This window comes from Streptomyces sp. NPDC051183, assembly GCF_040682455.1.
In the GTDB taxonomy this organism is placed as follows: Bacteria; Actinomycetota; Actinomycetes; order Streptomycetales; family Streptomycetaceae; genus Streptomyces.
In genome coordinates this window covers 54,018-80,159 of sequence record NZ_JBFBBA010000011.1, presented here as the reverse complement: position 1 = coordinate 80,159, position 26,142 = coordinate 54,018, and the positions used below count along the sequence as shown (strand labels likewise).

Genomic DNA, 26,142 nt, shown 5'->3' with positions numbered 1-26,142 from the left:
CTACCTCCTGTTGAAGGAACATCAATGACGGTCAGAGATCCGGAAGGACAAGCCCGGGAAACGACACGAGGCCGTCCCCATTGAAGGGGACGACCTCATGACGGTGCCTATATTGCGGGACTTCGCTGGGGTCAGCGGGTCTCGCGGTGCGCGGTGTGCGAGTTGCAGCGCGGGCAGTGCTTCTTCATCTCAAGACGGTCCGGGTTGTTACGCCGGTTCTTCTTGGTGATGTAGTTCCGCTCCTTGCACTCCACGCAGGCCAGCGTGATCTTCGGGCGGACGTCGGTGGCAGCCACGTGAGTGCTCCTTGACGGACTATGGGACGGATGAACGCATAAAAGAGTAGCCGATCGGGAGACCGACCCCGCAATCGGCTACTGTGTGTAGCGGCGACCGGACTTGAACCGGTGACACAGCGATTATGAGCCGCTTGCTCTACCGACTGAGCTACGCCGCTTTGATGAGATCCGTTCCCCACCCGAGGGTGGGGAACCTCTCTCACCAGAGCCCCAATGCGGAATCGAACCGCAGACCTTCTCCTTACCATGGAGACGCTCTACCGACTGAGCTATTGGGGCGAGCGAGGAAGACATTACACGGTTGCCCGCCGATCGCCCAAATCCTTTGCGGGGCCTGGCCTCGGAGGACGCGGCGAAGTCTTTCCCGATCACCACTCCGGCACCTCCCACCCCGTTTTGGGGCCGGATTGTGGGCGGGGTCACAACCCGACCCCCGCCCCCAGCGCCCGCGCCCCCCGCAGAACCTCGCCCGGCTCCGCAGGACTCCCCACGACTCCGCAGGACCCCGCACGACTCGGCACGTCACCGCGCACGCCCGCACGCCGGGGCGCGTGGGCACCACACCGGTACGACTATTGCGCTCTTCCGTGAAGCGGGCAGCCCAGCGCCCTAGGCTCTGAGCACGCTGCGTGATCTTGGGCCGCGGGCCGGGCGGCCACGGCCCAGGAACCGCCCGAGCCACCGCAGGAGCGCGATGTCCGACAGCCAGCCGCAGCAGCCGTCCCCCTCCCCGCGCAGCGGCCGCGGCGAGGGCGGCGGCCACGGGCACCTCCGCCCGGCCGGCCACGGGAACGCGGCCGCCGCCGAGTCCACGACCCTCCTGCTCGCCGGGGCCCGCCTCACCGACGGCCGCACCGTCGACGTCCGCCTCAGCGGCGGCCGGATCCAGGCCGTCGGCACCGCCGGCAGCCTGCCCGCCCCCGCCATCTCCCGCGTGGACCTGAGCGGCTACCTGCTGCTCCCCGCCCCCGCCGAGCCGCACGCCCACGGCGACACCGCCCTGACGGCCGACGGCGAGGGGCCCGTCTCCTACACCCCCGACGAGGTCCAGCGCCGGGCCACCGAGGCCGCTCTGCTCCAGCTCGGCCACGGGGCCACCGCCGTACGCTCGCACGTCCGCATCGGCGACATGCACGGCCTCGGCCCCATGGAGGCCGTCCTCCAGGCCCGCCGCTCCCTGCGCGGGCTCACCGACCTCACCGCCGTCGCCGTCCCCCGGCTGCTGACCGGCGTGGCCGGGGCCGACGGGCTCGCGATGCTGCGCGACGCCGTCAAGATGGGCGCCTCCGTCATCGGCGGCTGCCCCGACCTCGACCCCGACCCGACGGGCTTCCTCGAAGCCGTGCTGGAACTCGCCGCCGAGCACGGCTGCCCCGTGGACCTGCACACGGACGGTGACGACCCGGGCCGGCTGTCCCGGCTCGCCGCGATGGCCGGCGGGCTGCGCCCCGGCGTGTCCATCGGCCCCTGCGGCGGCCTGTCCCGGATCCCGCTCGACGTGGCGGCCCGCGCCGCCGACCAGCTGGCCGCGGCCGGCGTACGGGTCACCTGCCTGCCCCAGGGCGACTGTGCGGCTCTGGAGCGCCGCGGCCTGCGCACCGCCCCCGTACGGCTCCTGCGCGCGGCCGGGGTACGGGTCGCCGCCGGCAGCGGAGCCCTGCGGGACGCCGGGAACCCCGTCGGCCGCGGCGACCCGCTCGAAGCCGCGTACCTGCTGGCCTCCCAGGGCGGCCTGCGGCCCATGGAGGCCTACGACGCGGTCAGCGCCGCCGCCCGCGAGGCGATGGGCCTGCCGGAGGTACGGGTGGAGGCCGGCTTCCCGGCGGAGCTGCTCGCGGTGCGCGGGGACCGCATCGCCGGGGTGCTGTCCCTCGCGTACAGCCGGATCGTGATCCACCGCGGGCGGGTGGTAGCCCGTACGAGTGCCGTACGGGAGTACTGCGACTCCGCCGTCGCCGTGGCCCTGGACCTGCCCCGGCAGGGCCGTATGGAGCCGGGTCCCTGAGCGTTCGCGGGCGTGGGCGCCCGGGTCGTCGTACGGTCGGGACATGCGCATCGTCATCGCGGGTGGACACGGTCAGATCGCGCTGCGGCTGGAGCGCCTGCTCGCCGCGCGCGGGTACGAGGTCGCGGGCATCATCCGCGACCCGGCACAGGGCGACGACCTCAGGGAGGCGGGCGCCGAACCGGTGCTGTGCGACCTGGAGTCGGCCTCGGTCGAACACGTTGCGGGCATCCTTCAGGGCGCGGACGCGGCGGTGTTCGCGGCCGGCGCGGGCCCCGGCAGCGGCGTGGGCCGCAAGGGAACCGTGGACCGCGGTGCGGCGGTGCTCTTCGCCGACGCGGCCGAACGGGCCCGCGTCCGGCGCTTCCTGATGGTCTCTTCGATGGGCGCGGACGCACGGCACGAGGGCGAGGAGGTCTTCGACGTGTACCTGCGGGCCAAGGGCGAGGCCGACGACCACGTCCGCACCCGGCTGGGCCTGGAGTGGACGGTGCTGCGCCCGGGCTCGCTGACCGACGACGCCGGTACGGGCCTGGTCCGGCTGGAGGCGCTGACGGGCCGCGGGTCGGTCTCGCGCGACGACGTGGCGGCGGTGCTGGCGGAGCTGGTCGAGACCCCGGCGACGGCGGGCCTGACGCTGGAGCTGATCTCCGGCTCGACCCCGGTGGCGGTGGCGGTCAAGGACATGGCGGGCAACTGACCCGGGGGCCGGGCCGACGGGTCCTGGCACGGACCTGTGGGCCCGCCCCGACGACCGGTCGGCCCCGACCGGCGGACCGCCCTGACCGTTCCTCAGAACTCGGCGCTCACCTTGTCGTCGGACCGCCCGACCGAGTCCTGCTGGAACTCCACCTCGTACGCCCGCCGGATCCGCTCGATGCGCACGCTGCGGTCGCCGGCGTCCTTCTCCGGGTACAGCAGCACCACCTCGTAGGAGGTCTCGCGCACGGACTTGCCGTCCCCGCCCCGCCACTGGCCGTACCCGTCGTGGACGGTGAGCCCCTCGGGGAAGGCGGGGGTGATCTCCCGGTCCAGGAAGCGCATGAAGTCCGCCTCGCCGACCGGGGGACGGCCGTTCGGGCGATCGGTGCCGAAGTACAGTCGGGTCTCCTCGTACGGCTCGCCCACTTGGGTGTGGAGCGCTGCTCCGACCAGGGCCGGGATCCCGGCCCCGAGCAGGGCGATGAGTACTCCGCCGCCGACCTTCCCGCGTGTTTCAGAAGTCCATTTCACCCCCGTGCAACGAACGGAAGGCTGAGACGATGCGGCCGATGAACGGCTCCGACGTCGAACGGGCGGCGGCCGAATCGGTGTCCGCCCTGGCCCCGCACGCCGGGCGGGACTGGCAGGTTCCGGCAGGTTCGCTCGACTGGAGCTGCTGGACGACCGCGGCCCACATCGCGCACGACCTCGTGGCGTACGCCGCCCAGGTCGCCTCGCTCGCGCCGGACGGCTACCTGCCGCTGGACCTGCGGGTCCGCCCGGACGCTCCCCCGGCCGAGGTGCTGACGGTGGTGTCGGCGAGCGCCCGGCTGCTGAGCAGCGCGCTCTCCGCGGCCGGTCCGGGGGACCGCGCGTGGCACTGGGGGCCGTGCGATCCCGGGGGCTTCGCGGCGATGGGTGTGGCGGAGCTCCTGCTCCACACGTATGACATCGCCCAGGGCCTGGCCCTGCCCTGGCTGCCCCCGCCGGACCTCGCGGCCCAGGTCCTGGACCGTCTCTTCCCGGACTCCCCGCCGGGTCCGGCCCCGCAGGTGCTGCTCTGGTCGGCGGGCCGTCTCGCCCTCCCGGACCGCCCGCGCCGTACGTCGTGGTCCTGGCGCGCGGCCGTCGCGCAGTAGCCCGGGCGGCGCCGCCCGGGGCAGCTCGCCGGTCGCGGGGGTCGCGGGGCGGGTGAGACAGGTCACCCGGTTCCGCTTCGGCGCCGGCAGGTCGCGCTCGCATACGAGAAGACCCCCGCCCACTGCGTTTCCGCAGTTGAACGGGGGTCTTACATCGCGTGGCGGCGCCAGGGTTCGAACCTGGGTAGGCTGAGCCGGCAGATTTACAGTCTGCTCCCTTTGGCCACTCGGGCACACCGCCAAGGGACGCTGCCATTTTTTCCGCCTTGCGGCGGCGCTCCCTGGCAACGACGTAAACGATACCCGATGAGCGGGGATGCTTCGCCACCGGATTGATCAGCACCTCCGGCGGGCACGGTGGCTAGGCTTTGCGGAGCGGGCCGGGGATGTCCGGCCGCGCCCTTCGGGGCCGCCACAGCCGACTTCAAGGAGCCACAGCACATGGCCGACTCCAGTTTCGACATCGTCTCGAAGGTCGAGCGGCAGGAGGTCGACAACGCCCTCAACCAGGCCGCCAAGGAGCTCTCGCAGCGCTACGACTTCAAGGGCACCGGCGCCTCGATCGCCTGGTCCGGCGAGAAGATCCTGATGGAGGCGAACTCCGAGGAGCGCGTGAAGGCCATCCTCGACGTCTTCGAGACCAAGCTGGTCAAGCGCGGGATCTCCCTCAAGGCGCTCGATGCCGGTGAGCCGCAGCTGTCCGGCAAGGAGTACAAGATCTTCGCCACGATCGAGGAGGGCATCTCCCAGGAGAACGCCAAGAAGGTCGCGAAGATCATCCGGGACGAGGGCCCCAAGGGCGTCAAGGCCCAGGTCCAGGGCGAGGAGCTGCGCGTCAGCTCGAAGAGCCGCGACGACCTGCAGGCCATCCAGGCGCTCCTCAAGGGCAAGGACCTGGACTTCGCGATCCAGTTCGTGAACTACCGCTGATCAACCTCCGCGACCTGCACAACGGGGGCACACCGCCCTCGTTGTGCGCGTGTCGCCGGGCGGCGTGAGGGTGGTGTGTGCGGGGCGCGTGCGGCGCGTGCGCCTTCGCCGGCCCCTGTGGGGACTTGGGCGGGGTGAATGCGCCCGGCCAGGCTGTGGGCATTCGTCACCGCTTGGCAGGGGGGGTTCTCGCATGCCTGGGGCCGGCACGTTTCGTGAAGACTTCGGGGCGTCGGTGGTCGTCGCGCTCGTCGCGCTGCCGCTGTGCGTGGGGGTGGCGGTCGCGTCCGGGGTCCCTGCCGAACTGGGCATCGTCACGGGGGTGGTGGGCGGGCTCGTCACGGGCTGGTTCCCGGGGAGCTCGCTCCAGGTCAGCGGGCCCGCCGCCGGGCTGACCGTGCTCGTCTACGAGGCCGTGCAGGCGTACGGGGCAGCCGTGCTCGGGGTGCTCGTACTGGTCGCCGGTGTGGTGCAGCTGGGCATGGGGGTGCTGCGCCTCGGGCGGTGGTTCCGGGCGATCTCCGTCGCCGTCGTGCACGGGATGCTGGCCGGGATCGGACTCGTGCTGATCGCCGGGCAGTTGTACGCCCTGGGCGGCGCGCAGGCCCCGGGTGCGACCCTCGCCAAGCTGGCCGGCGTGCCGGGGCTCGCCGGGGAGGCCGACTGGGCGGCCGTGGCGCTCGGGGCCGGGACCGTGGCCGTCATGGTGGCCTGGCGCCGGTTGCCGGCCCGGCTGCGGTTCGTGCCGGGGGCGCTCGTCGGGGTGGCCGCCGCCACCGCCGTGGCCGCGCTGCTGCGGCTGCCCGTGGCGCGGGTCCGGGTGACGGGGGTGCTGCACGCCGTGGCCCCGCCGGGCTGGGGGGACTTCGGGGTGCTGGCGTCCGTGGGCGCACTCGGCACCGTGGCCGCGCTGGCGCTGATCGCCTCCGCCGAGACGCTCTTCAGCGCCGCCGCCGTGGACCGCATGCACGACGGGCCCCGTACCGACTACGACCGGGAACTGGTGGCCCAGGGCTTCGGGAACACCGTCTGCGGGCTCCTCGGGGCGCTGCCGATGACCGCCGTGATCGTGCGCAGCGCCGCCAACGTGGAGGCCGGCGCCCGCACCCGCGCGGCCCGGGTGATGCACGGCGGCTGGCTGCTGCTGTTCGCGGTGGCGCTGCCCTGGCTGCTGGAGATCGTGCCGCTCGCCGCGCTGGCCGGGGTGCTGCTGCACGCGGGCTGGAAGCTGCTGCCGGTCCGGGCGGTGGCCGCGCTGTGGCGTACGCACCGCGGCGAGGCGGTGGTGCTGGTGGCGACGGCCGGCGCGATCGTGGCCACCAACCTGTTCGAGGGGGTGCTCGTCGGGCTGGGGCTCGCCGTCGCCAAGGCGGCCTGGGAGACCTCCCACGTGCACGTCGAGGAGGTGTGGGAGGGCGAGGAGCTGTGCCTGCGGGTCCTGGGCAACGCCAGCTTCCTGCGGCTGCCCAAGCTGCTGGACGAGCTGGACGCCGTACCGGACGACGGGCGCAGCGTACGGCTCGACCTGAGCGGCCTGCGCCACCTCGACCACGCGTGCCTGACCGCGCTCACCGGCTGGCAGGACCAGCGCACGCCCCTCCCCGGCCCCAAGGGCGTCATCTAGGCCGTTTACCCTCCGCGTGTGGACAACGAGTTGAAGCGCACCCTGGGCGTGTCCGATGCGGTCGTCGTCGGGCTCGGGGCGATGGTCGGGGCCGGGATCTTCGCGGCGCTCGCCCCGGCGGCGTCCGCGGCGGGCAGCGCGGGCCGGGCCCTGCTCGCGGCCCTGGCCGTGGCGGCCCTCGTCGCCTATTGCAATGCGCGCTCCTCGGCGCGGCTCGCCGCCCGCTATCCGTCCTCCGGGGGCACCTACGTGTACGGGCGCGAGCGGCTGGGCCCCTTCTGGGGGTATCTGGCCGGCTGGGGCTTCGTCGTGGGCAAGACGGCCTCCTGCGCCGCGATGGCGCTCACGGCCGGGGCGTACGCCTGGCCGGGGCAGCAGCGCGCCGTGGCCGTCGCGGCGGTGGTGGCACTGACCGCCGCGGGCTACGGCGGTGTGCAGAAGTCCGCCAGGATCGCGCGGGTGATCGTGGCGGCGGTGCTGGCCGTGCTGGCCGGGGTCGTGGTGGTGTGCCTGTCCTCCGGCGCGGCGGACGCCGGGCGCCTCGGCGGCGCGGGCGGGATCGGCGCCGGCGGGCTGTTGCAGGCCGCCGGGCTGCTGTTCTTCGCCTTCGCGGGCTACGCCCGGATCACCACCCTGGGCGAGGAGGTGCGTGATCCGCGGCGCACGATCCCGCGGGCGGTACCCCTCGCCCTCGGGATCGCCCTGCTCGTGTACGCCGCGGTCGCGGTGGCGGCGCTCTCGGTGCTCGACGCCGACGGCCTGGCGCGGTCGTCGGCCCCGCTGGCGGACGCGGTACGGGCGGCCGGGTGGCCCGCACTGGCCCCCGTGGTCCGGGTCGGGGCGGCCCTGGCGGCGCTGGGCTCGCTGCTGGCCCTCGTGCTCGGGGTGTCGCGGACGGCCCTGGCGATGGCCCGCGACGGCCACCTCCCCCGCGCGCTGGCCGCCGTGCACCCGCGGCACCAGGTGCCGCACCATGCGGAGCTGGCGGTGGGGGCGGTCGTGGTGGTGCTCGCGGCCACCACCGATCTGCGGGGCGCGATCGGTTTCTCTTCCTTCGGGGTGCTGGCCTACTACGCGATCGCGAACGCCTCGGCCTGGACTCTCGATTCAGGTGTCAAGGATCGGGCCGTGGCAGCGGTCGGGCTGTCCGGCTGTGTGCTGCTGGCCTGCGCCCTGCCCGCCGCCTCGGCGGTCTCGGGGGCGGCGGTGCTGGCCCTGGGCGCGCTCTCCTACGCCGTCCGCAGGCGGCTCACGCCCGGGATCTGAAGCCCGGCCAGGGCGTCAGTTCCAGGTCGTACGCCTCCCCCGCGTCGGAGTCCTCGCAGTACCAGGCGGTGCCGTCGAGCCAGCCCCGCAGCCAGTCGGCGAGGCTCGGCGCATCGACGAACCAGGCGAGGTCCGGTTCGCCCAGGTTCGGCTCGAACAGCAGGACTTGGGCCGTGTCGGACTGGCAGTCCACGCACACGTACATCCCGCAGCCGTAGTCCGCCAGCGGCAGCACCCCGGCCGGCCAGCGCCATCCGGAGACGCGCATCGCCCCGTACGCCGCGACGGCCCCGCGCAGCGGCAGCAGGCCCCGCTCCGGGCCGAAGCCGCCGTCCCCGACCCGGGTGTAGAGCCCGGCGAGCAGCGGCGGCAGGGCGAAGCCGAGTATGCGCTCGGCCTCGGCCCGCGCGCCGGCCTCCAGCGGCGCCGGCAGGGGCTTTACGCGGCCCGGTGCGCGGTGGCGCGCATGGGCTGCGACTTGCTCCAGCAACTGCTCGTTCTCATCCATGCACACATAGTGACCGACCCCACTGACAATCACCCTGACCTGGGCATTCCCCCCACCGGTAACTCCAGGGCGCAGAGGCCCGGCCGCTCAGCGCGAGGCGAACGGCGCGTCCGTCGGGACGATCTCGCGGCCCAGCGGAAGCAGGGACAGCGGGACCATCTTGAAGTTGGCGATGCCGAACGGGATGCCGATGATCGTGACGCACAGCGCGATGCCGGTGACGATGTGGCCCAGGGCCAGCCACCAGCCCGCCAGGATCAGCCACAGCACGTTGCCCACGCAGGAGGGGGCGCCGGCGTCGCGGCGCTCGACCGTGGTGTACCCGAAGGGCCACAGGGCGTACACGGCGATGCGGAAGGCGGCGATCCCGAAGGGGATGCCGATGATGGTGATGCAGAGCAGCGCGCCCGCCAGGCAGTAGCCCAGGAACAGCCAGACGCCGCTCAGTACGAGCCAGATGATGTTGAGGATTGTCTTCACTGCCTGCGGCCTGCCATCTGTTCGAGCCGGGCGATGCGCTCGGCCATCGGAGGGTGGGTGGAGAACATCTTCGAGAGGCCCTCACCCGGCCGGAACGGGTTCGCGATCATCATGTGGCTCGCCGTCTCCAGCCTGGGCTCGGGCGGCAGCGGCAGCTGCTTGGTGCCCGCGTCCAGTTTCCGCAGGGCGCTGGCCAGGGCCAGCGGGTCCCCGGTGAGCTGGGCTCCGGAGGCATCGGCCTCGTACTCGCGCGAGCGGCTGATCGCCAGCTGGATCACGGACGCGGCCAGCGGGCCCAGGATCATGATCAGCAGCATGCCGAAGAGGCCGGGGCCCTCGTCGTCGTTCGACCGGCCGATCGGGATCAGCCAGGCGAAGTTCACCAGAAACATGATCACGGAGGCAAGGGCTCCGGCGACCGAGGAGATCAGGATGTCGCGGTTGTAGACGTGGCTCAGCTCGTGGCCGATGACCCCGCGCAGCTCGCGCTCGTCGAGGATGCGCAGGATGCCCTCGGTGCAGCAGACCGCGGCGTTGCGCGGATTGCGGCCGGTCGCGAACGCGTTGGGCGCCTCGGTCGGCGAGATGTAGAGCCGGGGCATGGGCTGGCGCGCGGAGGTGGAGAGCTCGCGCACCATGCGGTAGAGCTCGGGGGCCTCGAATTCGCTGACGGGGCGGGCGCGCATCGCGCGTAGAGCCAGCTTGTCGCTGTTCCAGTACGCGTACGCATTCGTCCCGAGGGCGATCAGTACGGCGACGATCAGGCCGCCGCGCCCGAAGAAGCTTCCGATGATGATGATGAGTGCCGACAGCCCGCCGAGGAGTACGGCGGTCTTCAGCCCGTTGTGCCGGCGGTGCACGGTACGCCCTCCAAATGGTGCGGCAGGGGAGCCCGTCATGGTTTTGAGGGTCTACGGTCCAGTGGACCCTCCCTCTCTGCACAACGCGAGGTGAGGGCGGCGGGTTCCCGGCGCGCGGCCGCCCCGCCGCCCGAGGGACGGGGCGGCGGGGCGGTCGTCGGCGTTGCTCCGTACGGGCTACTGCGGGAACAGGCTGCCCGCGGCGAAGCGCAGGACGAGCTGCGGGGCTCCGGAGAGCACCACGGCGACCGCTGCGGTGAGCACGATCGCGGTCGTCACCGGCCACGGGGCCCGGGTACGGGCGGCGGGGGCCGCCTCCTGCTCCCCCTCCTCCGGGGTGCGGAAGAGCAGCGCCGTCCAGCGCAGGTAGTAGTACAGGGCGATCACGACGTTGACGGCCATGACCACGGCGAGCCAGCCCAGGCCCGCGTCGACCGCCGCCCGGAAGACGGTGATCTTGGCGAAGAGCCCGATGATGCCCGGCGGCAGTCCGGCCAGGCAGAGCAGGAAGAAGGCCAGCGAGAGGGCGGCGAGCGGGTGCTCGGCGTACAGGCCGCGGTAGTCGCTGATCCGGTGCAGCGGCTTCGTACGGGCCACCAGGGCGGCCACGGCGAAGGCGCCGAGGTTCACGGCGGCGTACATGAGGGCGTACGCGACGGTGGAGCCGATCTGGTCGCGGTCGGAGTAGGCGGCCGCGGCGATCGGGACCAGCAGGTAGCCGGCCTGGCCGACCGAGGACCAGGCGAGCAGCCGGACGGCGCTGTTCGGGCGGTCCGCGGACTGGCGCAGGGCGGCGGCATTGCCGAGCGTCATGGTGAGCGCGGCGAGGACGGCCAGGGCGGGGCCCCAGATCTCGGAGTACGCCGGGAACGCGATCACGGTGACGAGGACGAGGCCGGTGAAGCCGACGGCCTTGCCGATCACCGAGAGGTAGCCCGCGATGGGCAGCGGGGCGCCCACGTAGGTGTCGGGGACCCAGAAGTGGAAGGGGACGGCCGCGGTCTTGAAGGCGAAGCCGACGAGGGTGAGCGCGACACCGGCCATGGCGAGGGTGTCGAGCTGCCCGGGGACGCCCTCCAGGCGGCCGGCGACCTGACTCAGGTGCAGGGAGCCGGTGGCGGCGTAGACGAAGCTCACGCCGAGCAGGGAGACGGCGGTGGCCGTGACCGAGGAGAGGAAGAACTTCAGGGCGGCCTCGGAGGAGAGCCGGTCGCCGCGCCGCAGGCCGACGAGGGCGAAGGCGGGCAGCGAGGCGACTTCGAGGGCGACGATCAGGGTGGCGAGGTCGCGGGAGGCGGGCAGCAGGGCCGCGCCGGCGGCGGAGGAGAGCAGCAGGAACCAGTACTCGCCGGCCGGCATGCGCGCGTCGCGGACGGCGGTGACCGACAGCAGGGCGGTGACCAGGGCGCCGGCCAGCACCAGGAACTGGACGACGAGCGCGAAGTGGTCCGCGGTGTAGCTGCAGGCGGCCGGGTCGGCGGTGCCGGGTCCGGTGAGGCAGAAGGTGGCGCGGTCGCCGGCGCGCAGCGGAAGCAGGGTGGCGGTCGCGGCGGCCAGGCCGGCCACGGAGATCCAGCCGAGGGCCTGCTTGTGCTTCTCGGGTACGAAGAGGTCCGCGACCAGGACGACCAGGCCGACCGCGGCGGTGATGACCACCGGTGCGATGGCGAGCCAGTCGACGGACTGGACCAGGTCGGGGGTCTCGGCGGCGAGGACCGTCAGGGCCGTCATGAGTTGCCTCCTGCGAGGAGCTTCTGGACGGCCGGGTCGGTGAGGCCGAGGAGGACCGCGGGCCACAGGCCGGCGAGGACGGTGAGGGCGGCGAGCGGGGTCCAGGCGGCGAACTCGTAGCGCTGGATGTCCGCGACGGCGAGCTCGGGACCGGCTTTCGGGTCTCCCATGCACACGCGCCGTACGACGATCAGGAGATAGGCGGCGGTGAGCAGGGTGCCGAACGCGCCGACGGCCGTGTACGTCAGGAAGGCCGGCCGGGACAGGCCCTCGGCGGGGTCGAACGCGCCGAAGAGGGACAGCATCTCGCCCCAGAAGCCGGCCAGGCCGGGCAGGCCGAGGGAGGCGACGGCGGCGAAGGCCAGGAGCGCGCCGAAGCGCGGGGCGCGGCCGTAGAGGGCGGCGCCGGTGGCTCCGGCGAGGGTGTCGAGGTCGGCGGTGCCGTAGCGGTCCTTGAGGGCGCCGACCAGGAAGAAGAGCAGGCCGGTGATCAGGCCGTGGGCGATGTTGGCGAAGAGCGCGCCGTTGACGCCGGTGGGGGTCATGCTCGCGATGCCGAGGAGCACGAAGCCCATGTGGCCGACGGAGGAGTACGCGATGAGCCGCTTGAGGTCGCCCTTGCCGCCCTTGCGCGCCAGCGCGAGGCAGGCGAGGGACCCGTAGACGATGCCGACGGCGGCGAAGGCGCCCAGGTAGGGGGCGAAGGTGTGCATGCCGTCGGGGGTGGCGGGCAGCAGGATGCGGACGAACCCGTACGTGCCCATCTTCAGCAGCACGCCGGCCAGCAGGACGGAGCCCACGGTGGGCGCGGCGGTGTGGGCGTCCGGCAGCCAGCTGTGCAGCGGCCACATCGGGGTCTTCACGGCGAGGCCGATCCCGATGGCCAGAACGGCCAGGATCTGGGTGCTGTGGGACAGTTCGCGCCCATTGTCAGAGGCCAGTGCCACCATGTCGAAAGTGCCGCTGTTCAGCCCGATCAGCAGCAGACCGAGCAGCATGACGACGGAGCCGAGGAGCGTGTAGAGGATGAACCTCCAGGCGGCTGCCTGCCGCTGAGCACCGCCCCAGCGGGCGATGAGGAAGTACATCGGGATGAGGACCATCTCGAAGGCGAGGAAGAACAGCAGCAGGTCGAGTACGGCGAAGGTCGCGAGGGTGCCGGACTCCAGGACCAGGAGCAGCGCGACGAAGGCCTTCGGGGAGGGGCCCGCGGGGAGCTTGAAGTAGCTGTAGAGCGCGCAGAGGAAGAACAGCAGCGCGGTCATCAGGAGGAGGGGGAGCGAGATGCCGTCGATGCCGAGGTGGATCCGGACGTTCAGCGCCTGGATCCAGCTGATGTCCGTCGTCGCCTGGAAGCGGGACGGGGCGTCGTGGTCGAAGCCCAGGGTGAGGGCGACGGCCGCGGCGAGGATGGCACCGGTCACGGTCACGCCGTGGCGCAGTACCGCCTGTTCGGGGCTCTTGCCCTTCAGCCCGGGAGGGGCCGGCAGGAGGGCCGCGGCGGCGCCGACGAGCGGTCCGGCAACGATGAACGCCAGAAGGAACTGCATCACGGACGGGCTGATATCAATCACGGCTGACTCACGGCTCACGATCCGGCGTTGACGTTGGCGAGGACGGCGGTGGCGATCGCCAGGACCACGGCGCCGGCGAGCAGGGCGCTCAGGTAGCTCTGCACGTTGCCGGTCTGGGCGCGGCGTACGAGGCTGCCGAGCAGCCCGGTTCCGGTGCCCGCGCCGCGGACGTACGTCTCCACCACCTCGCGGTCGAGGAAGCGTACGAGGCTCGCGGCGCCCCGGACGGGGCGGACGAACAGCCGGTCGTAGACGGCGTCGAGGTGGAAGCCGTCGGCCGCATGGCGGTGGAGCGGGCCGAGCAGCGCCCTGCCGGGGTCGGGGGCCGGGCCCGCCGGGACGGCGGGGTGCTCGTGGGTGACCTTCGCGACCTCGGGCGTCTCGGCCGCGGACTCGGCGGCGGCGGTAGCCGCGGACACCGCGGCCGCCACGGCGGCGGGCTGCTCGGCGGCGGCGCCTGGGGTGGGACCCGCCACGGCGGGAACCGTGGCCACCGCCTGGGCCGTCGCCCGCTGCCACAGGGCGTACGTCAGAGCCGCGCCGATGACGGCGGCTCCCGTGCCGAGGACCGAGGTGGTCACCGTCGGGGTGAGCTCCTTGCCGTCGAACCAGTCGGCGAGGGGGCCCGCGGCGAGGCCGAAGCCGACCGACGGGATCGCCAGCAGCCACAGCACGCCGGTCATGGCGACGGGCTCCTTGCCGTGGTCGGGGGCGGCGGCGCCCCGGCCGCGGAAGGCCAGCAGCCACAGCCGGGTGGCGTAGGCGGCGGTGAGCAGGGCGGTCAGCACACCGGCGACGAGGACCACCCAGCCGGCCGTGCTCGGCGCGAACTCGGAGTGGCCGGTGGCGGTGTGCTCGGCGGCGACCAGGACGGCTTCCTTGGAGAAGAAGCCGGCGAAGGGCGGGATGGCGGCGAGCGCGAGCAGCGCGATCGTCATCGTCCAGAAGGCATCGGGGATGCGCTGGGCGAGACCGTCCATGCGGGACATGGCGGCCAGGGAGTTCGTACCGGCGGCGTGGATGATCACGCCGGCGCCGAGGAACAGCAGCGCCTTGAAGGCGCCGTGGGACAGGAGGTGGAAGACGGCGGCCGAGCGGTCGCCGACGGCCAGGGCGCCGGTCATGTAACCGAGCTGGCCGACCGTGGAGTAGGCGAGCACGCGCTTGATGTCGTCCTGCGCCAGCGCGGCGAGCGCGGAGCCGACCATCGTGACGGCCGCCATGACGGCCATGACCACCAGCGCGGCCCGCGAGGCCGCGAAGACCGGCAGGAGACGGGCGATGAAGTAGACACCGGCGGCGACCATCGTCGCGGCGTGGATCAGCGCGGAGACCGGGGTGGGGCCCGCCATGGCGTCCGGGAGCCAGGTGTGCAGCGGGAACTGCGCGGACTTGCCCGCGACTCCGGCGAGCAGCAGCAGTGCGATCAGCGTCGGGTGGTCGAGCCCGCCCGCGGCGACGGCGCCCAGGATCTTCGTGATCCGGAAGGAGCCGGTGTCGGCGGCGAGCGCGAACAGGCCGATCAGGAAGGGGACGTCGCCGAGCTTGGTGACGAGGAAGGCCTTCAGGGAGGCGGAGCGGGCCGCCTCGGTCTCCCAGTAGTGCCCGACCAGGAAGTACGAGCAGATGCCCATGATCTCCCAGCCGACCAGCAGCACCATCAGGTCGCCGGAGTAGACGACGAGCAGCATGGCGGAGGTGAACAGTGAGACCAGAGCGGCGTACGACGGGTAGCGCGGATCCTCGCGCAGGTACGCGGTCGAGTAGAGCTGTACGCAGGTGGCGACGACCCCGACCAGGACGGCCACCAGCACGGCGAAGCCGTCCAGGTGGAGCGAGAGCTCGATCGGCACCGAGCCGGTCGGGGTCAGCTCGGTCGCGGTGTCGATCGCCTTGCCGCCGCCGTGGCGGAAGGCGACGAGCACCGCCAGCACGGCGGCGGCCAGCGTCGGCAGTACGGCGAGCGGCCGGACGAAGCCGGGGGCCGCGCGGCCGGAGAGGAGTCCCGCCACCGCGCCCAGGAAGGGCAGGAGGGGGACGAGGACGGCGAGGGTCGGGGTGCTCACGCGGCGGCTCCAGTCGCGCTGTCCGGCTCGTGGCCCTCGGCGGTGTCGCGCAGTGCGTCGACGTCCGCGGTGCCTCGGTTGCGGTACACCATCAGCACGATCGCGAGGCCGATGCCGATCTCGGCGGCGGCGATGGCGATGGTGAAGAGGGTGAGGGCCTGGCCGGCGTGCAGGGCGTCGCGCAGCCAGACGTCGAAGGCCACCAGGTTGAGGTTGACGGCGTTGAGCATCAGCTCGACGGACATCAGCACCAGGATGGCGTTGCGGCGGGCGAGTACTCCGTACAGGCCCGTGCAGAAGAGGAGCGCCGCGAGCACGGCCGGGTAGGCGAGGTGCATCAGCGCTGCCCCTTCTTGTCACCGGCGTCGGCGGCGTCGGCGGTGTCCGCGGGGTCGTTCCTGCGGGACAGCACGATGGCGCCGATCAGGGCCGCGAGGAGGAGGACGGAGAGCGCCTCGAAGGGCAGCACCCAGTGCCGGAAGAGGATCTCGCCGGACACCTTGGTGGAGCCCTGGGCGGGGCCGTCGAGGTCGATCCAGGTGGTGCGGAAGGCGTCCACGACCACCCAGACCAGCGCGGCGGCCGCGGTGGCGGCGACACCGAGCGCGACCCAGCGGTTGTTGGAGTCGGCGTCCGGGGAGCGGCCGATGGGGGCCTTGGTGAGCATCAGCCCGAAGAGGAGGAGGACGACCACGGAGCCGAGGTAGATCAGTACCTGGACCCAGGCGATGAACTCGGCGGTCAGCAGCAGGTACTCGACGGCGATGCCGCCGAGCGCGACGACCAGCCACAGGGCGGCGTGGACCAGCTGCTTGGTGGTGACGGTGACGGCTGCCGCGCCGAGGGTGGCGAGGCCGACGAGGACGAAGGCGATCTCCACGCCCGTCGGGGAGAGGAAGCCGGGTCCGGCGCCGGGACCGGCGGCCGCGGTGGCCGCGGCGAGGTGGGCGGCGTACATCAGGCGGTGCCTCCCGCCGGGGAGTCGGGGGTGCCCTCGGAGGTGCCGCCCGGGGCGGCGCCCGGGGCACCGTCGGCGCCCGGGGCGGGCGGGGCCGGTGAGTCCGGCGTGCCCGCGGCCGCCTCGGCCTCGGCGGCCGTTGCGGCGGCTGCCGCTGCGGCGGCCTCGGCCTTCTCCACCGCCTTGCGGGCGGCGGCGAGTTCCTTGGGCTCCTCGGCGGCGGGGTCCAGGGCGGGCGGGGCCGGGACGGTCCACATCCACTCGCGCAGCTTGTCGCGCTCGTGGGTCAGCTCGTGGATGTCGGTCTCCGCGTACTCGAACTCCGGCGACCAGAAGAGGGCGTCGAAGGGGCACACCTCGATGCAGATGCCGCAGTACATGCAGAGGGAGAAGTCGATGGCGAAGCGGTCGAGGACGTTGCGGCTGCGTTCGCGGCCACCGGGGGTGGACGCCGGCAGCGTCTCCTTGTGGGAGTCGATGTAGATGCACCAGTCGGGGCACTCGCGGGCGCACAGCATGCAGACCGTGCAGTTCTCCTCGAACAGGCCGATGACCCCGCGCGAGCGCGGCGGGAGTTCGGGCTGCACCTCGGGGTACTGGGCGGTGTGCGAGCGCTTCGTCATCGTGCGCAGGGTGACGGCGAGGCCCTTGGCCAGGCCGGATCCGGGGATGGGCATCAGTTGATCGCCACCTTCACGATGCCGGTGAGCGCGATCTGGGCGAGCGCGAGCGGGATGAGTACGGTCCAGGCGAGCTTCTGCAACTGGTCCTCGCGCAGCCGCGGGTAGCTCACGCGGAGCCAGATCACCACGAAGGCGAGCACCGCGACCTTGAGCAGGGTCCAGACCCAGCCGAGGCCGTCGTCGCCGAGGGGTCCGTGCCAGCCGCCGAGGAAGAGGACGGTGGTCAGACCGCACAGGACGACGATGCCGGCGTACTCGGCGAGGAGGAACAGCGCGAAGCGCAGGCCCGTGTACTCGGTGTACGCGCCGAAGATGATCTCGGAGTCGGCGACGGGCATGTCGAAGGGGGGCCGCTGGAGTTCAGCGAGGCCGGCGGTGAAGAAGACGAGCGCGCCGACGATCTGCCAGGGCAGCCACCACCACTCGAAGGCCTCGACGATGCCGGGGAGCGAGACGGTCCCGGCGGCCATGGCGACCGAGGCGGCCGCGAGGAGCATGGGGAGCTCGTACGCGAGCAGCTGCGCGGCGGTGCGCAGGCCTCCGAGCAGGGAGAACTTGTTCGCGGAGGCCCAGCCGGCCATCAGGGAGCCGAGGACTCCGACGCCCATGACGGCGAGCGCGAAGAAGAGGCCCGCGTCGATGACCTGGCCGACCGCGCTGTCGCTCGGACCGATCGGGATCACGAGGAGGACGAGCAGGTACGGGAGCAGCGCCACGGCGGGAGCGAGCTGGAAGATCCGCCGGTCGGCGTTGGCCGGGACGATGTCTTCCTTCTGCGCGAACTTCACTCCGTCGGCGACGAGCTGGGCCCAGCCGTGGAAGCCGCCGGCGTACATGGGGCCGAGGCGGCCCTGCATGTGGGCCATCACCTTGTGCTCGGTCTGCCCGACGACGAGCGGGAGCACGAGGAAGACGGCGAAGACGACGATCAGCCGCAGGGCGACGTCGAGGACGTCGTTCACGCGTCGCCTCCGTTGTCGGGGTTCGGATCGGGGGTATTCGGGTCCGCCGCCGGCTGCGGCTCCTCGAAGGCCGGCTTCGGGTCGTGCCAGGGCGCGTCCGCGCTGCGGGGGGCCGGGCGGCGGGGGGCCCGCGGCTCGGCCTCGGGGGCGGCCGCGGCCGGCTCCGCCGGGGCGGCCGGGTCCGCGTCGGGCGCCGGGGCCGCCGGGGTCGCAGGAGCCGCGTCGGGCGCCGGGGTCGCAGGAGCCGCCGGAGCCGCCTCGGGCGCCGGGGTCGCCTGGCTCGCCGAGCCGTCCGCCACCGAGCGGGTACGCCGGGCCGGACGCGGCGGGGCCTCGCCCTCCGGGGCTCCCGGGGCGGCGGGCTCGGCGACCGTACGGGTGCGGCGGGCCGGGGCACCGGCGGCGCCGGCGGCGCCCGCCGCGCGCGGGGTGCGGGCCGGGCGGGCGGGGGCCGGCGGGAGCTGGCCCTTCATCGGGCCCCAGTCGTTGGGGTCCGGGACGCCCGGCGGCAGCATCTGGCGGCGCTTCGGCCCGTCGGGGTCCGCCCCCTCGCCGGGCTCCTTGGCGCCCGGCCAGGCCTTGGCGACGCGCGCCGCGAGCACGAAGTCCTTGCGCAGCGGGTGGCCCTCGAAGTTCTCCGGGAGGAGCAGCGGCACCAGGTGCGGGTGATCGGTGAAGACGACCCCGAACATCTCGAACGTCTCGCGCTCGTGCCACTCCGCACCCGCGTAGATCGCGACGGCGGAGGGCAGCGAGGGCGCCGAGTGCGGGACCGTCGTGCGCAGCAGCAGCCTGCGTACCCGGTGGTTCTCCAGGGAGACGACGTGCGCGCAGATGCGGAAACCGGTGCCCGGCTCGTCCACCGCGCTCAGCCAGTCGAAGTACGTGCAGCCCAGCTTGTCCCGGGCGATCTCCAGCGCCGGGATCCAGCTCCCGACGGGCACGTCGACCGTGAGGACGTCGTACGCGAAGGAGCCGACGGCTTCGGCCCCGAAGACCGTCGGGGCGCCGTCCGGGAGGGAGTCGTAGAGGTTCACGCGCCCGCCTCCGGGGTCGGCGGAGGGGTCACCAGGGGGCTCGTCAGCTGGGCGGTCGAGGCGCCCGCCGTCGCGTAGCGCTCCGCGAGCGACTCCCGGGCGATCTTCTCCTGGAGCTTGAGGATGCCCTGGAGCAGCGCCTCCGGGCGCGGCGGGCAGCCGGGGACGTAGACGTCGACCGGGATGATCTGGTCGACGCCCTTCGTCACCGAGTACGAGTCCCAGTACGGGCCGCCGCAGTTGGAGCACGCACCGAAGGAGATGACGTACTTCGGCTCCGGCATCTGCTCGTACAGGCGCTTCACGGCCGGGGCCATCTTGTCCGTCACCGTGCCCGAGACGATCATGAGGTCCGCCTGGCGGGGCCCCGGCGCGAAGGGGATGACACCCAGCCGGATGAAGTCGTGGCGGGCCATTGACGCGGCGATGAACTCGATCGCGCAGCAGGCGAGGCCGAAGTTGAAGACCCACAGGCTGTAGCGGCGGCCCCAGTTCAGGACCACCTTCATCGGCTCGGGGGCGAGGCGGGAGAGCACTCCCAGCCGCTTCGGCTCCGGAAGGAGCTGGGGCGGGGCCGGGGTCTGGGCCGGTGCCGGGGTCTGGGCCGGTGTCACGTCCATTCGAGGACGCCCTTCTTGTACGCATAGAGCAGGCCGACGGCCAGGAAGCCCAGGAAGATGAACATCTCCACCAGCGTCGTGGCGCCGTAACCGACGGCGGCGAACACCGTCGCCCACGGGAACAGGAAGATCGAGTCGACGGCGAAGATGACGTAGAGGAAGGCGTAGACGTAGTAGCGGACCTGGGTGTGCGCCCAGCCCTCGCCGACCGGGTCCACGCCGCACTCGTAGGTCAGCAGCTTCTCGGGGGTCGGGACCGAGGGGCGCAGCAGGCGGTTGGCGCTGAAGGCCACGGTCACGAAGAGCACACCGAGGACGGCCAGGAGGCCGACGACCGAATAGCTCCGGAAGTAGTCCGCGGCGAGCACGGATACGGTCGATACCGTCTGGTCGGGCACGTCCGTTTCCTCGCTCCTCGGCCACTGTCGACGATCAGGGTGATCTGGTACGGACGGGAGTCTAGGGCCTGGGCCCCGCAGGGTGGGGTTATCCCCCGTTTACCTCGACCTGACTACCCCATGGCATCGGAGTGGCGTAATTGGCAGGGTGGGGCCCATGACCGCGAGCAATCGAGCCAGTCAGGCCGCCGGAGACGATCGGCCTCCTCCCGTACGCGCCGCCCTGAGTGCCGTGACCTGGAAGGAGATCGCCCATCTCTTGAGCAATCTCCCAGCGACTCTCGTCGGGTTTGTTTACACCATTGCCATGGTGTCGATCGCGGGCGGCCTTTCCGTGACCGCGATCGGTCTTCCGTTGTTCGCATGTGGTCTGTTCATGTCTCGCCAGTTGGGACGCCTCGAACGCGCGCGGGCCCGCGTGCTGCTGGGCGTGCGCGTCGAGGAGCCGACGCCGATTCCCGGGCCGCGGCGGGCCGGCGGGTTCTTCCCCTGGCTGTGGACGAGCCTCAAGGACCCGGTGGCCTGGCGGACCGTGCTGTACGAGCTGGTGCGGCTGCCGTGGGGGGTGCTGACCTTCGCGGTGGCGCTGACCGGGCTGTTCGTGCTGTGGCCGGTGCTGCCGTACGTGGCGCGCGTGCTGACCAATGTGGACCGGGCGATGGTACGGGGCCTGCTGTCCCCGTCGGACGAGCTGGAACGGCGCATCGCCGAGCTTGAGTCCGACCGCGGGGTGGTGGTCGACACGGCGGCCGCTGACCTGCGGCGCATCGAGCGGGACCTGCACGACGGGGCGCAGGCGCGGCTGGTGGCGCTGGCCATGGGGCTGGGCCTGGCGAAGGAGAAGCTGCTGGAGGACCCGGAGGGCGCGGCGGCGATGGTGGACGAGGCGCACGGCGAGGTGAAGTTGGCGCTCCAGGAGCTGCGGGACCTGGCGCGGGGCATCCATCCGGCGGTGCTGACCGACCGGGGACTGGACGCGGCGCTGTCCTCGGTGGCGTCCCGGTGCCTGGTGCCGGTGAAGGTGTCTGTGGACCTGCCGGGCCGCCCGGCGGAGGCGATCGAGGGCATCGCGTACTTCGTGGTGTCGGAGCTGCTGCAGAACGTGAGCAAGCACGCCGGGGCGCGGATGGCTTCGGTGGAGGTGTGGCGGTCGGGACCGCGGCTGCTGATCCGGGTGTCGGACGACGGGCGGGGCGGGGCGAGTACGTCGGCCGGGACCGGGTTGGCGGGGCTGGGGGAACGGCTCGACTCCGTCGACGGGGTGTTCCTGGTGGATTCCCCGGAGGGGGTCGGGACCACGGTCACGGCCGAGCTGCCGTGGCGGGACCGGGTGCCCGTGCGGAACTAGGCCGCCGCCGGCTCGGTGGAACGGACCCCCGTCCAGGGTTGGGCGGGGGTCCCGCCGTGTGCGGGGCCGGCGGGCGCGCGGCCGGGCGGGCGGGCGGGCGGGCGCGGGGGCCGGGCGGGCGCGGGGGCCGGGCGGCCGGGCGGGCGCGGGGCCGGGCGCGCGCGGCCGGGCGGGCGGGGCGCTGCGGGGCTGTCCCCTACCCGCCCTTCCATCGTTCCCCGGGCTCCGCCCGGACCCGTGGGGACCTGGGGCTCGCCCCGGACCCCGCGCCCCAGACGCCGGCGGGGCTGGATCTCCCGCCCGGCCGCCGCCGGACGGAGTCCGGCGCAGCGGGCCGAAGCCCGCGGAGCGGTGCGAGGGCCGCGTCGAAGGGGGCGGGGTGGGGTTAACCCCCCTGGCAAGAGGCCGACGTGCCGCATGGTTCCGGGGTGGGGGCGGGCGGCAGGGTAGAGGGGTAAAGGGATGACGGAAGGGCGGGTCGGGACCATGGTCGGCAGCAAGCGCACGGACAGTGGCATCGGCAGGGCGCTGCGGGCTCCCGTCGAGGGGCGGGCCTGGCGGGAGTTCGGGTACCTGCTGCTCGGACTGCCGCTCAGCACGCTGTACTTCGCCCTCGCCATCACCGGCGTCAGCCTCGGCGCCGGACTGCTCGTCACCTTCCTCGGGGTGCCGGTCCTCGCCGGAGTCCTCGCCATGTGCCGGGGATTCGGGCGGCTGGAGCGGGCGCGGGCGCGCGGTCTGCTGCGGGCGGACATCGCCGAGCCGGCGCCCATCCGGGCGCAGAAGGACGGGGCGCTCGCCGCGATGGGGGCGCTGCTCAAGAGCGGGAGCGCTTGGCGGCACGTGCTGTACTCCGTGATCCACTTCCCGTGGGCGGTGTTCAGCTTCTGCCTGGCGCTGGTGTTCTGGACGTACGGGTGGGCGTTCCTCCTCTACCCCCTCTGGTTCTGGGTCTTCCCCGGGTTCACGGACCAGCCCGGGCTCCAGGTCTTCCAGAACGACGACTACTCGCTCTTCCTGGACTCGCCGCTCGACATCACGCTGACCTGCCTCCTCGGGCTCGCGCTGACGCTCGCCACCCCCTGGGTGGTCCGGGCGCTCACCACCGTCGACCGGGTCCTGATCGCCGGGCTGCTCGGGCCGTCCCGGCTCGCCCACCGCGTCAGCGAGCTGGAGACCGACCGGGGCGTCGTCGTCGACACCGCCGCCGCCGACCTGCGTCGCATCGAGCGGGACCTGCACGACGGGGCGCAGGCCCGGCTGGTGGCGCTCGCCATGGATCTGGGGCTGGCCAAGGAGAAGCTGGCCCAGGACCCGCGGGCGGCCGCGCAGATGGTCGACGAGGCCCACGGCGAGGTGAAGATCGCCCTTCAGGAGCTGCGCGACCTGGCCCGCGGGATCCACCCGGCCGTACTGACCGACCGGGGGCTGGACGCGGCGCTGTCCTCGGTGGCCTCGCGGTGCGCCGTTCCGGTGCGGGTGGCCGTGGACCTGCCCGCCCGGCCCGCGGCGGCGATCGAGGGGATCGCGTACTTCACGGTCTCCGAGCTGCTCCAGAACGTCAGCAAGCACGCCGGGGCCCGCACCGCGAGCGTCGACGTGTGGAAGTCGGGCGACCGGCTCCTGATCCAGGTCGCCGACGACGGCCGGGGCGGGGCCGCCGCCGCGGCCGGCAGCGGCCTGGCCGGGCTCGCCGAGCGGCTCGACGCCGTGGACGGGGTGTTCGTCGTGGACTCCCCCGCCGGCGGGGGGACCACCGTCACCGCCGAGCTGCCCTGGCGTCCGTAACCGGCCGACCTGGCGGCCCGGCCGCCGGGCGGCCCGCCGGACACGGCCGTTCGGCCCGCGCGCGGCGTGGGCCGAACGGCCGTGTCCGGCACTGGCCAAGGCCCTGACTTCCGGCCGCCGCCGCCCGATGCGCCACGCCGTGCGCCCGGAAACACGGCCCGTACGCCACTCGTTGATCCGGCTCCGCCTTGATCCGGCCTTGAGGCTGGGATGCTTGGCTGAGTCAGGGAATTCGGGCACGAGCGAATGCGGGAGCTGCAAAGTCGTGGAAGACAGGGTGCGGGTGGTCATCGCCGAGGATTCAGTGCTGCTGCGTGAGGGCCTGACCCGGTTGCTGACCGACCGGGGGCATGACGTCGTGGCGGGCGTCGGGGACGCGGAAGCCCTGATCAAGACGGTGGCGGAGCTGGCGGCGGAGGATGCGCTGCCGGACGTGGTGGTGGCCGATGTACGGATGCCGCCGACGCACACCGATGAAGGCGTACGGGCCGCGGTGCGGCTGCGGCGCGACTACCCCGGGATAGGGGTGCTCGTGCTGTCGCAGTACGTGGAGGAGCAGTACGCCACCGAACTGCTGGCCGGTTCCAGCACCGGGGTGGGGTACCTGCTCAAGGACCGGGTGGCCGAGGTGCGGGAGTTCCTGGACGCGGTCGTCCGCGTGGCCCGGGGCGGTACCGCCCTGGACCCCGAGGTCGTCGCCCAGCTCCTGGGCCGCAGCCGCAAGCAGGACGTGCTGGCGGGGCTGACCCCCCGCGAGCGCGAGGTGCTCGGGCTGATGGCCGAGGGCCGGACCAATTCGGCGGTGGCCAAGCAGCTGGTGGTCAGCGACGGGGCGGTGGAGAAGCACGTCAGCAACATCTTCATGAAGCTCGGCCTCTCGCCGAGTGACGGGGATCACCGGCGTGTGCTGGCCGTCCTCACCTACCTAAGGTCTTGATCGACTGACACTCTGTCAGGTATGGCCGGATGCAGCCCCTGCGTCGGCACCCGTACCGGCACCACCGCCGGTACCTGCGCCGCACAGGGAACTGCGTCCGGCCGGCACCTGGGCTCGGAATATTTTGCGCACGGCACGACATCTCTCGGACAGACCGTCTCAGAGGACGGTCCAGAACATGAGCGCCCCAGGGAAGGAAAACCTTCCGACGTAGGGTTGGCCTTGGGAGCGGCTCACGCCTCGAAGGAGGTCCAGTTCAGTGACCAGCCAGGTCAGTAGCCCAGCCGAGCAATCCGACGGGGCCGAAGGGGCCGTGGTCGGCGAGCAGCGGACGCCCCCGGGCCCGGGCGGCAAGGAAGTGCGCCGCCTCGACCGAGTGATCATCCGCTTCGCGGGTGACTCCGGTGACGGCATGCAGCTCACCGGTGACCGCTTCACCTCGGAAACGGCATCGTTCGGCAACGACCTCTCGACGCTCCCGAACTTCCCCGCCGAGATCCGGGCGCCCGCCGGCACCCTGCCGGGCGTCTCCTCCTTCCAGCTGCACTTCGCCGACCACGACATCCTGACGCCGGGCGACGCCCCGAACGTCCTGGTGGCCATGAACCCGGCGGCGCTCAAGGCGAACATCGGGGACGTGCCGCGCGGCGCGGAGATCATCATCAATACCGATGAGTTCACCAAGCGCCCCATGGCCAAGGTCGGCTACGAGACCTCGCCGCTGGAGGACGGCTCCCTGGCGGCGTACAACATCCACCCGGTGCCGCTGACCACGCTCACCGTGGAGGCGCTGAAGGACTTCGGACTCCCCCGCAAGGAGGCCGAGCGCAGCAAGAACATGTTCGCCCTGGGGCTCCTGTCCTGGATGTACCACCGCCCCACCGAGGGCACCGAGAACTTCCTGCGGCAGAAGTTCGCGAAGAAGCCCGAGATCGCCGAGGCGAACGTCGCCGCCTTCCGGGCCGGCTGGAACTTCGGCGAGACCACCGAGGACTTCGCCGTCTCCTACGAGGTGGCCCCGGCCACCCGCGCCTTCCCGACCGGCACCTACCGCAACATCTCCGGGAACCTGGCCCTCTCGTACGGCCTGATCGCGGCCGGCATCCAGGCCGACCTGCCGGTCTTCCTGGGCTCGTACCCGATCACCCCGGCCTCGGACATCCTGCACGAGCTGAGCAAGCACAAGAACTTCGGCGTACGGACCTTCCAGGCCGAGGACGAGATCGCCGGCATCGGCGCGGCGCTGGGCGCGGCCTTCGGCGGCGCGCTCGGCGTGACCACCACTTCCGGCCCCGGCGTGGCACTGAAGTCCGAGACGATCGGACTGGCGGTCTCCCTGGAGCTGCCGCTGCTCATCGTGGACATCCAGCGCGGCGGCCCCTCCACCGGCCTGCCGACCAAGACCGAGCAGGCCGACCTGCTCCAGGCGATGTACGGGCGCAACGGCGAGGCCCCGGTCCCGATCGTGGCCCCGCGGACCCCGGCGGACTGCTTCGACGCCGCGCTCGACGCGGCCCGGATCGCGCTGACCTACCGGACCCCGGTGTTCCTGCTCTCCGACGGGTACCTCGCCAACGGCTCCGAGCCCTGGCGGATCCCGGACGTCGCGGACCTCCCGGACCTCAAGGTTCAGTTCGCCACCGCCATGAACCACGAGCTCGCGGACGGCACCGAGGTCTTCTGGCCGTTCAAGCGCGACCCGCAGACCCTGGCCCGCCCCTGGGCGGTCCCGGGCACCCCGGGCCTGGAGCACCGCATCGGCGGCATCGAGAAGCAGGACGGCACGGGCAACATCTCCTACGACCCGGCCAACCACGACTTCATGGTCCGCACCCGCCAGGCCAAGATCGACGGCATCGAGGTGCCCGACCTGGACGTGGACGACCCGGACCACGCCCGGACCCTCGTGCTGGGCTGGGGCTCGACGTACGGCCCGATCACGGCCGCCGTACGCCGGCTGCGCATCGCCGGCGTACCGATCGCACAGGCCCACCTGCGCCACCTGAACCCCTTCCCGAGGAATCTCGGCGAGGTCCTGAAGCGTTACGACAAGGTAGTGGTGCCGGAGATGAACCTCGGGCAGCTGGCCACCCTGATCCGGGCGAAGTACCTGGTCGACGCGCAGTCGTACAACCAGGTCAACGGAATGCCGTTCAAGGCCGAACAGCTCGCCACGGTCCTCAAGGAGGCCATCAATGACTGACCTGTCCGAGGCGACCAGGCCCGA

At 72.7% G+C, this 26,142-nt stretch carries 25 protein-coding genes and 3 tRNA genes; 10 read left to right on the top strand and 18 right to left on the bottom strand.

All coding sequences use genetic code 11. The features are described from left to right. Positions 1 to 131 precede the first annotated feature (131 nt). The 3 genes from rpmG to AB0M99_RS12360 form a co-directional block, all read right to left on the bottom strand. Positions 132 to 296, bottom strand: coding sequence for a 50S ribosomal protein L33 (gene rpmG / locus AB0M99_RS12370; RefSeq protein WP_003956487.1), 165 nt, complete (start codon positions 294 to 296; stop codon positions 132 to 134). A gap of 88 nt (positions 297 to 384) precedes the next feature. Then, positions 385 to 457: transfer RNA gene (locus AB0M99_RS12365), tRNA-Met, on the bottom strand. 48 nt (positions 458 to 505) lie between these two features. Beyond that, positions 506 to 578, bottom strand: a tRNA-Thr gene (locus tag AB0M99_RS12360). A gap of 415 nt (positions 579 to 993) precedes the next feature. On the opposite strand from AB0M99_RS12360, the gene AB0M99_RS12355 reads away from it, so the two are divergent. Then, positions 994 to 2,304 carry an amidohydrolase family protein gene (locus AB0M99_RS12355; RefSeq protein WP_365919351.1) on the top strand — a complete coding sequence of 437 codons (1,311 nt, stop codon included), beginning with the start codon at positions 994 to 996 and terminating at the stop codon, positions 2,302 to 2,304. 43 nt (positions 2,305 to 2,347) lie between these two features. Beyond that, positions 2,348 to 3,004 carry an SDR family oxidoreductase gene (locus AB0M99_RS12350; protein WP_365919349.1) on the top strand — a complete coding sequence of 219 codons (657 nt, stop codon included), beginning with the start codon at positions 2,348 to 2,350 and terminating at the stop codon, positions 3,002 to 3,004. Positions 3,005 to 3,096: 92 nt separating this feature from the next. Here the strand turns inward: AB0M99_RS12350 and AB0M99_RS12345 are convergent, their stop codons facing one another. Beyond that, positions 3,097 to 3,537, bottom strand: coding sequence for a DUF3574 domain-containing protein (locus AB0M99_RS12345; protein ID WP_365919347.1), 441 nt, complete (start codon positions 3,535 to 3,537; stop codon positions 3,097 to 3,099). Between the two features lie 38 nt (positions 3,538 to 3,575). On the opposite strand from AB0M99_RS12345, the gene AB0M99_RS12340 reads away from it, so the two are divergent. After that, positions 3,576 to 4,145: a maleylpyruvate isomerase N-terminal domain-containing protein gene (locus AB0M99_RS12340; RefSeq protein WP_365919345.1), complete on the top strand. Its 570-nt coding sequence runs from the start codon at positions 3,576 to 3,578 to the stop codon at positions 4,143 to 4,145. A 159-nt stretch (positions 4,146 to 4,304) separates the two neighbouring features. On the opposite strand, the gene AB0M99_RS12335 is transcribed toward AB0M99_RS12340, so the two are convergent. Beyond that, positions 4,305 to 4,386: transfer RNA gene (locus tag AB0M99_RS12335), tRNA-Tyr, on the bottom strand. Positions 4,387 to 4,586: 200 nt separating this feature from the next. Between AB0M99_RS12335 and AB0M99_RS12330 the strand changes: the two genes are divergently transcribed. The 3 genes from AB0M99_RS12330 to AB0M99_RS12320 all read left to right on the top strand — a co-directional run bounded on the left by AB0M99_RS12330 (position 4,587) and on the right by AB0M99_RS12320 (position 7,965). Beyond that, positions 4,587 to 5,075 (top strand): YajQ family cyclic di-GMP-binding protein, encoded by a 489-nt coding sequence (locus AB0M99_RS12330; RefSeq protein ID WP_136213204.1) that lies wholly within the window; start codon positions 4,587 to 4,589, stop codon positions 5,073 to 5,075. Positions 5,076 to 5,268: 193 nt separating this feature from the next. After that, on the top strand, positions 5,269 to 6,699 hold the full coding sequence (locus tag AB0M99_RS12325) for a SulP family inorganic anion transporter (RefSeq protein WP_365919343.1): 1,431 nt from the start codon (positions 5,269 to 5,271) through the stop codon (positions 6,697 to 6,699). An 18-nt stretch (positions 6,700 to 6,717) separates the two neighbouring features. Then, entirely contained in the window at positions 6,718 to 7,965 is a 1,248-nt protein-coding gene (locus tag AB0M99_RS12320) for an APC family permease (RefSeq protein WP_365919341.1), read from the top strand. Here the strand turns inward: AB0M99_RS12320 and AB0M99_RS12315 are convergent. From AB0M99_RS12315 to AB0M99_RS12255, 13 genes are all read right to left on the bottom strand, one after another. After that, positions 7,949 to 8,473, bottom strand: a complete 525-nt coding sequence (locus tag AB0M99_RS12315) for an SMI1/KNR4 family protein (protein WP_365919339.1) — start codon at positions 8,471 to 8,473, stop codon at positions 7,949 to 7,951. The two genes, AB0M99_RS12320 and AB0M99_RS12315, sit on opposite strands and share 17 nt — an antisense overlap. Positions 8,474 to 8,560: 87 nt before the next feature. After that, complete coding sequence (locus tag AB0M99_RS12310) at positions 8,561 to 8,953, bottom strand: YccF domain-containing protein (RefSeq protein ID WP_365919337.1); 393 nt, start codon at positions 8,951 to 8,953, stop codon at positions 8,561 to 8,563. Beyond that, entirely contained in the window at positions 8,950 to 9,813 is an 864-nt protein-coding gene (gene htpX / locus AB0M99_RS12305; RefSeq protein ID WP_365919335.1) for a zinc metalloprotease HtpX, read from the bottom strand. The genes AB0M99_RS12310 and htpX overlap by 4 nt, the downstream gene beginning before the upstream one ends. A 177-nt stretch (positions 9,814 to 9,990) precedes the next feature. Next, positions 9,991 to 11,544: an NADH-quinone oxidoreductase subunit N gene (locus tag AB0M99_RS12300; RefSeq protein ID WP_365919333.1), complete on the bottom strand. Its 1,554-nt coding sequence runs from the start codon at positions 11,542 to 11,544 to the stop codon at positions 9,991 to 9,993. Beyond that, positions 11,541 to 13,094, bottom strand: coding sequence for an NADH-quinone oxidoreductase subunit M (locus AB0M99_RS12295; RefSeq protein WP_365919542.1), 1,554 nt, complete (start codon positions 13,092 to 13,094; stop codon positions 11,541 to 11,543). Before AB0M99_RS12295 ends, AB0M99_RS12300 begins: the two co-directional genes overlap by 4 nt. 38 nt (positions 13,095 to 13,132) lie before the next feature. Then, positions 13,133 to 15,184, bottom strand: a complete 2,052-nt coding sequence (locus tag AB0M99_RS12290) for an NADH-quinone oxidoreductase subunit L (RefSeq protein WP_365919331.1) — start codon at positions 15,182 to 15,184, stop codon at positions 13,133 to 13,135. Next, complete coding sequence (gene nuoK / locus AB0M99_RS12285; protein WP_365919329.1) at positions 15,181 to 15,522, bottom strand: NADH-quinone oxidoreductase subunit NuoK; 342 nt, start codon at positions 15,520 to 15,522, stop codon at positions 15,181 to 15,183. Before nuoK ends, AB0M99_RS12290 begins: the two co-directional genes overlap by 4 nt. Beyond that, complete coding sequence (locus tag AB0M99_RS12280; RefSeq protein WP_365919327.1) at positions 15,522 to 16,142, bottom strand: NADH-quinone oxidoreductase subunit J; 621 nt, start codon at positions 16,140 to 16,142, stop codon at positions 15,522 to 15,524. Before AB0M99_RS12280 ends, nuoK begins: the two co-directional genes overlap by 1 nt. Beyond that, entirely contained in the window at positions 16,142 to 16,822 is a 681-nt protein-coding gene (locus AB0M99_RS12275; protein ID WP_365919540.1) for an NADH-quinone oxidoreductase subunit I, read from the bottom strand. The genes AB0M99_RS12280 and AB0M99_RS12275 overlap by 1 nt, the downstream gene beginning before the upstream one ends. Next, positions 16,819 to 17,787 carry a complex I subunit 1 family protein gene (locus tag AB0M99_RS12270; protein WP_365919325.1) on the bottom strand — a complete coding sequence of 323 codons (969 nt, stop codon included), beginning with the start codon at positions 17,785 to 17,787 and terminating at the stop codon, positions 16,819 to 16,821. The genes AB0M99_RS12275 and AB0M99_RS12270 overlap by 4 nt, the downstream gene beginning before the upstream one ends. Then, complete coding sequence (locus AB0M99_RS12265; protein WP_365919323.1) at positions 17,784 to 18,824, bottom strand: NADH-quinone oxidoreductase subunit C; 1,041 nt, start codon at positions 18,822 to 18,824, stop codon at positions 17,784 to 17,786. The genes AB0M99_RS12270 and AB0M99_RS12265 overlap by 4 nt, the downstream gene beginning before the upstream one ends. Next, positions 18,821 to 19,444 carry an NADH-quinone oxidoreductase subunit B family protein gene (locus AB0M99_RS12260; protein ID WP_365919321.1) on the bottom strand — a complete coding sequence of 208 codons (624 nt, stop codon included), beginning with the start codon at positions 19,442 to 19,444 and terminating at the stop codon, positions 18,821 to 18,823. Before AB0M99_RS12260 ends, AB0M99_RS12265 begins: the two co-directional genes overlap by 4 nt. Beyond that, complete coding sequence (locus AB0M99_RS12255) at positions 19,435 to 19,842, bottom strand: NADH-quinone oxidoreductase subunit A (protein WP_365919319.1); 408 nt, start codon at positions 19,840 to 19,842, stop codon at positions 19,435 to 19,437. The genes AB0M99_RS12260 and AB0M99_RS12255 overlap by 10 nt, the downstream gene beginning before the upstream one ends. Positions 19,843 to 19,999: 157 nt before the next feature. Here AB0M99_RS12255 and AB0M99_RS12250 point away from each other — a divergent pair, with 157 nt between their 5' ends. The 4 genes from AB0M99_RS12250 (at position 20,000) to AB0M99_RS12235 (ending at position 26,118) form a co-directional block, all read left to right on the top strand. Beyond that, positions 20,000 to 21,190 carry a sensor domain-containing protein gene (locus AB0M99_RS12250; protein WP_365919317.1) on the top strand — a complete coding sequence of 397 codons (1,191 nt, stop codon included), beginning with the start codon at positions 20,000 to 20,002 and terminating at the stop codon, positions 21,188 to 21,190. Positions 21,191 to 21,676: 486 nt separating this feature from the next. After that, positions 21,677 to 22,978, top strand: a complete 1,302-nt coding sequence (locus AB0M99_RS12245) for a sensor domain-containing protein (RefSeq protein WP_365919538.1) — start codon at positions 21,677 to 21,679, stop codon at positions 22,976 to 22,978. A 277-nt stretch (positions 22,979 to 23,255) separates the two neighbouring features. Continuing rightward, positions 23,256 to 23,915 carry a response regulator transcription factor gene (locus AB0M99_RS12240; protein ID WP_365919536.1) on the top strand — a complete coding sequence of 220 codons (660 nt, stop codon included), beginning with the start codon at positions 23,256 to 23,258 and terminating at the stop codon, positions 23,913 to 23,915. Positions 23,916 to 24,174: 259 nt separating this feature from the next. Then, a complete protein-coding gene (locus tag AB0M99_RS12235) occupies positions 24,175 to 26,118 on the top strand; it encodes a 2-oxoacid:acceptor oxidoreductase subunit alpha (RefSeq protein WP_365919315.1) in 1,944 nt (647 codons plus the stop codon). The last annotated feature ends 24 nt before the right edge of the window (positions 26,119 to 26,142 follow it).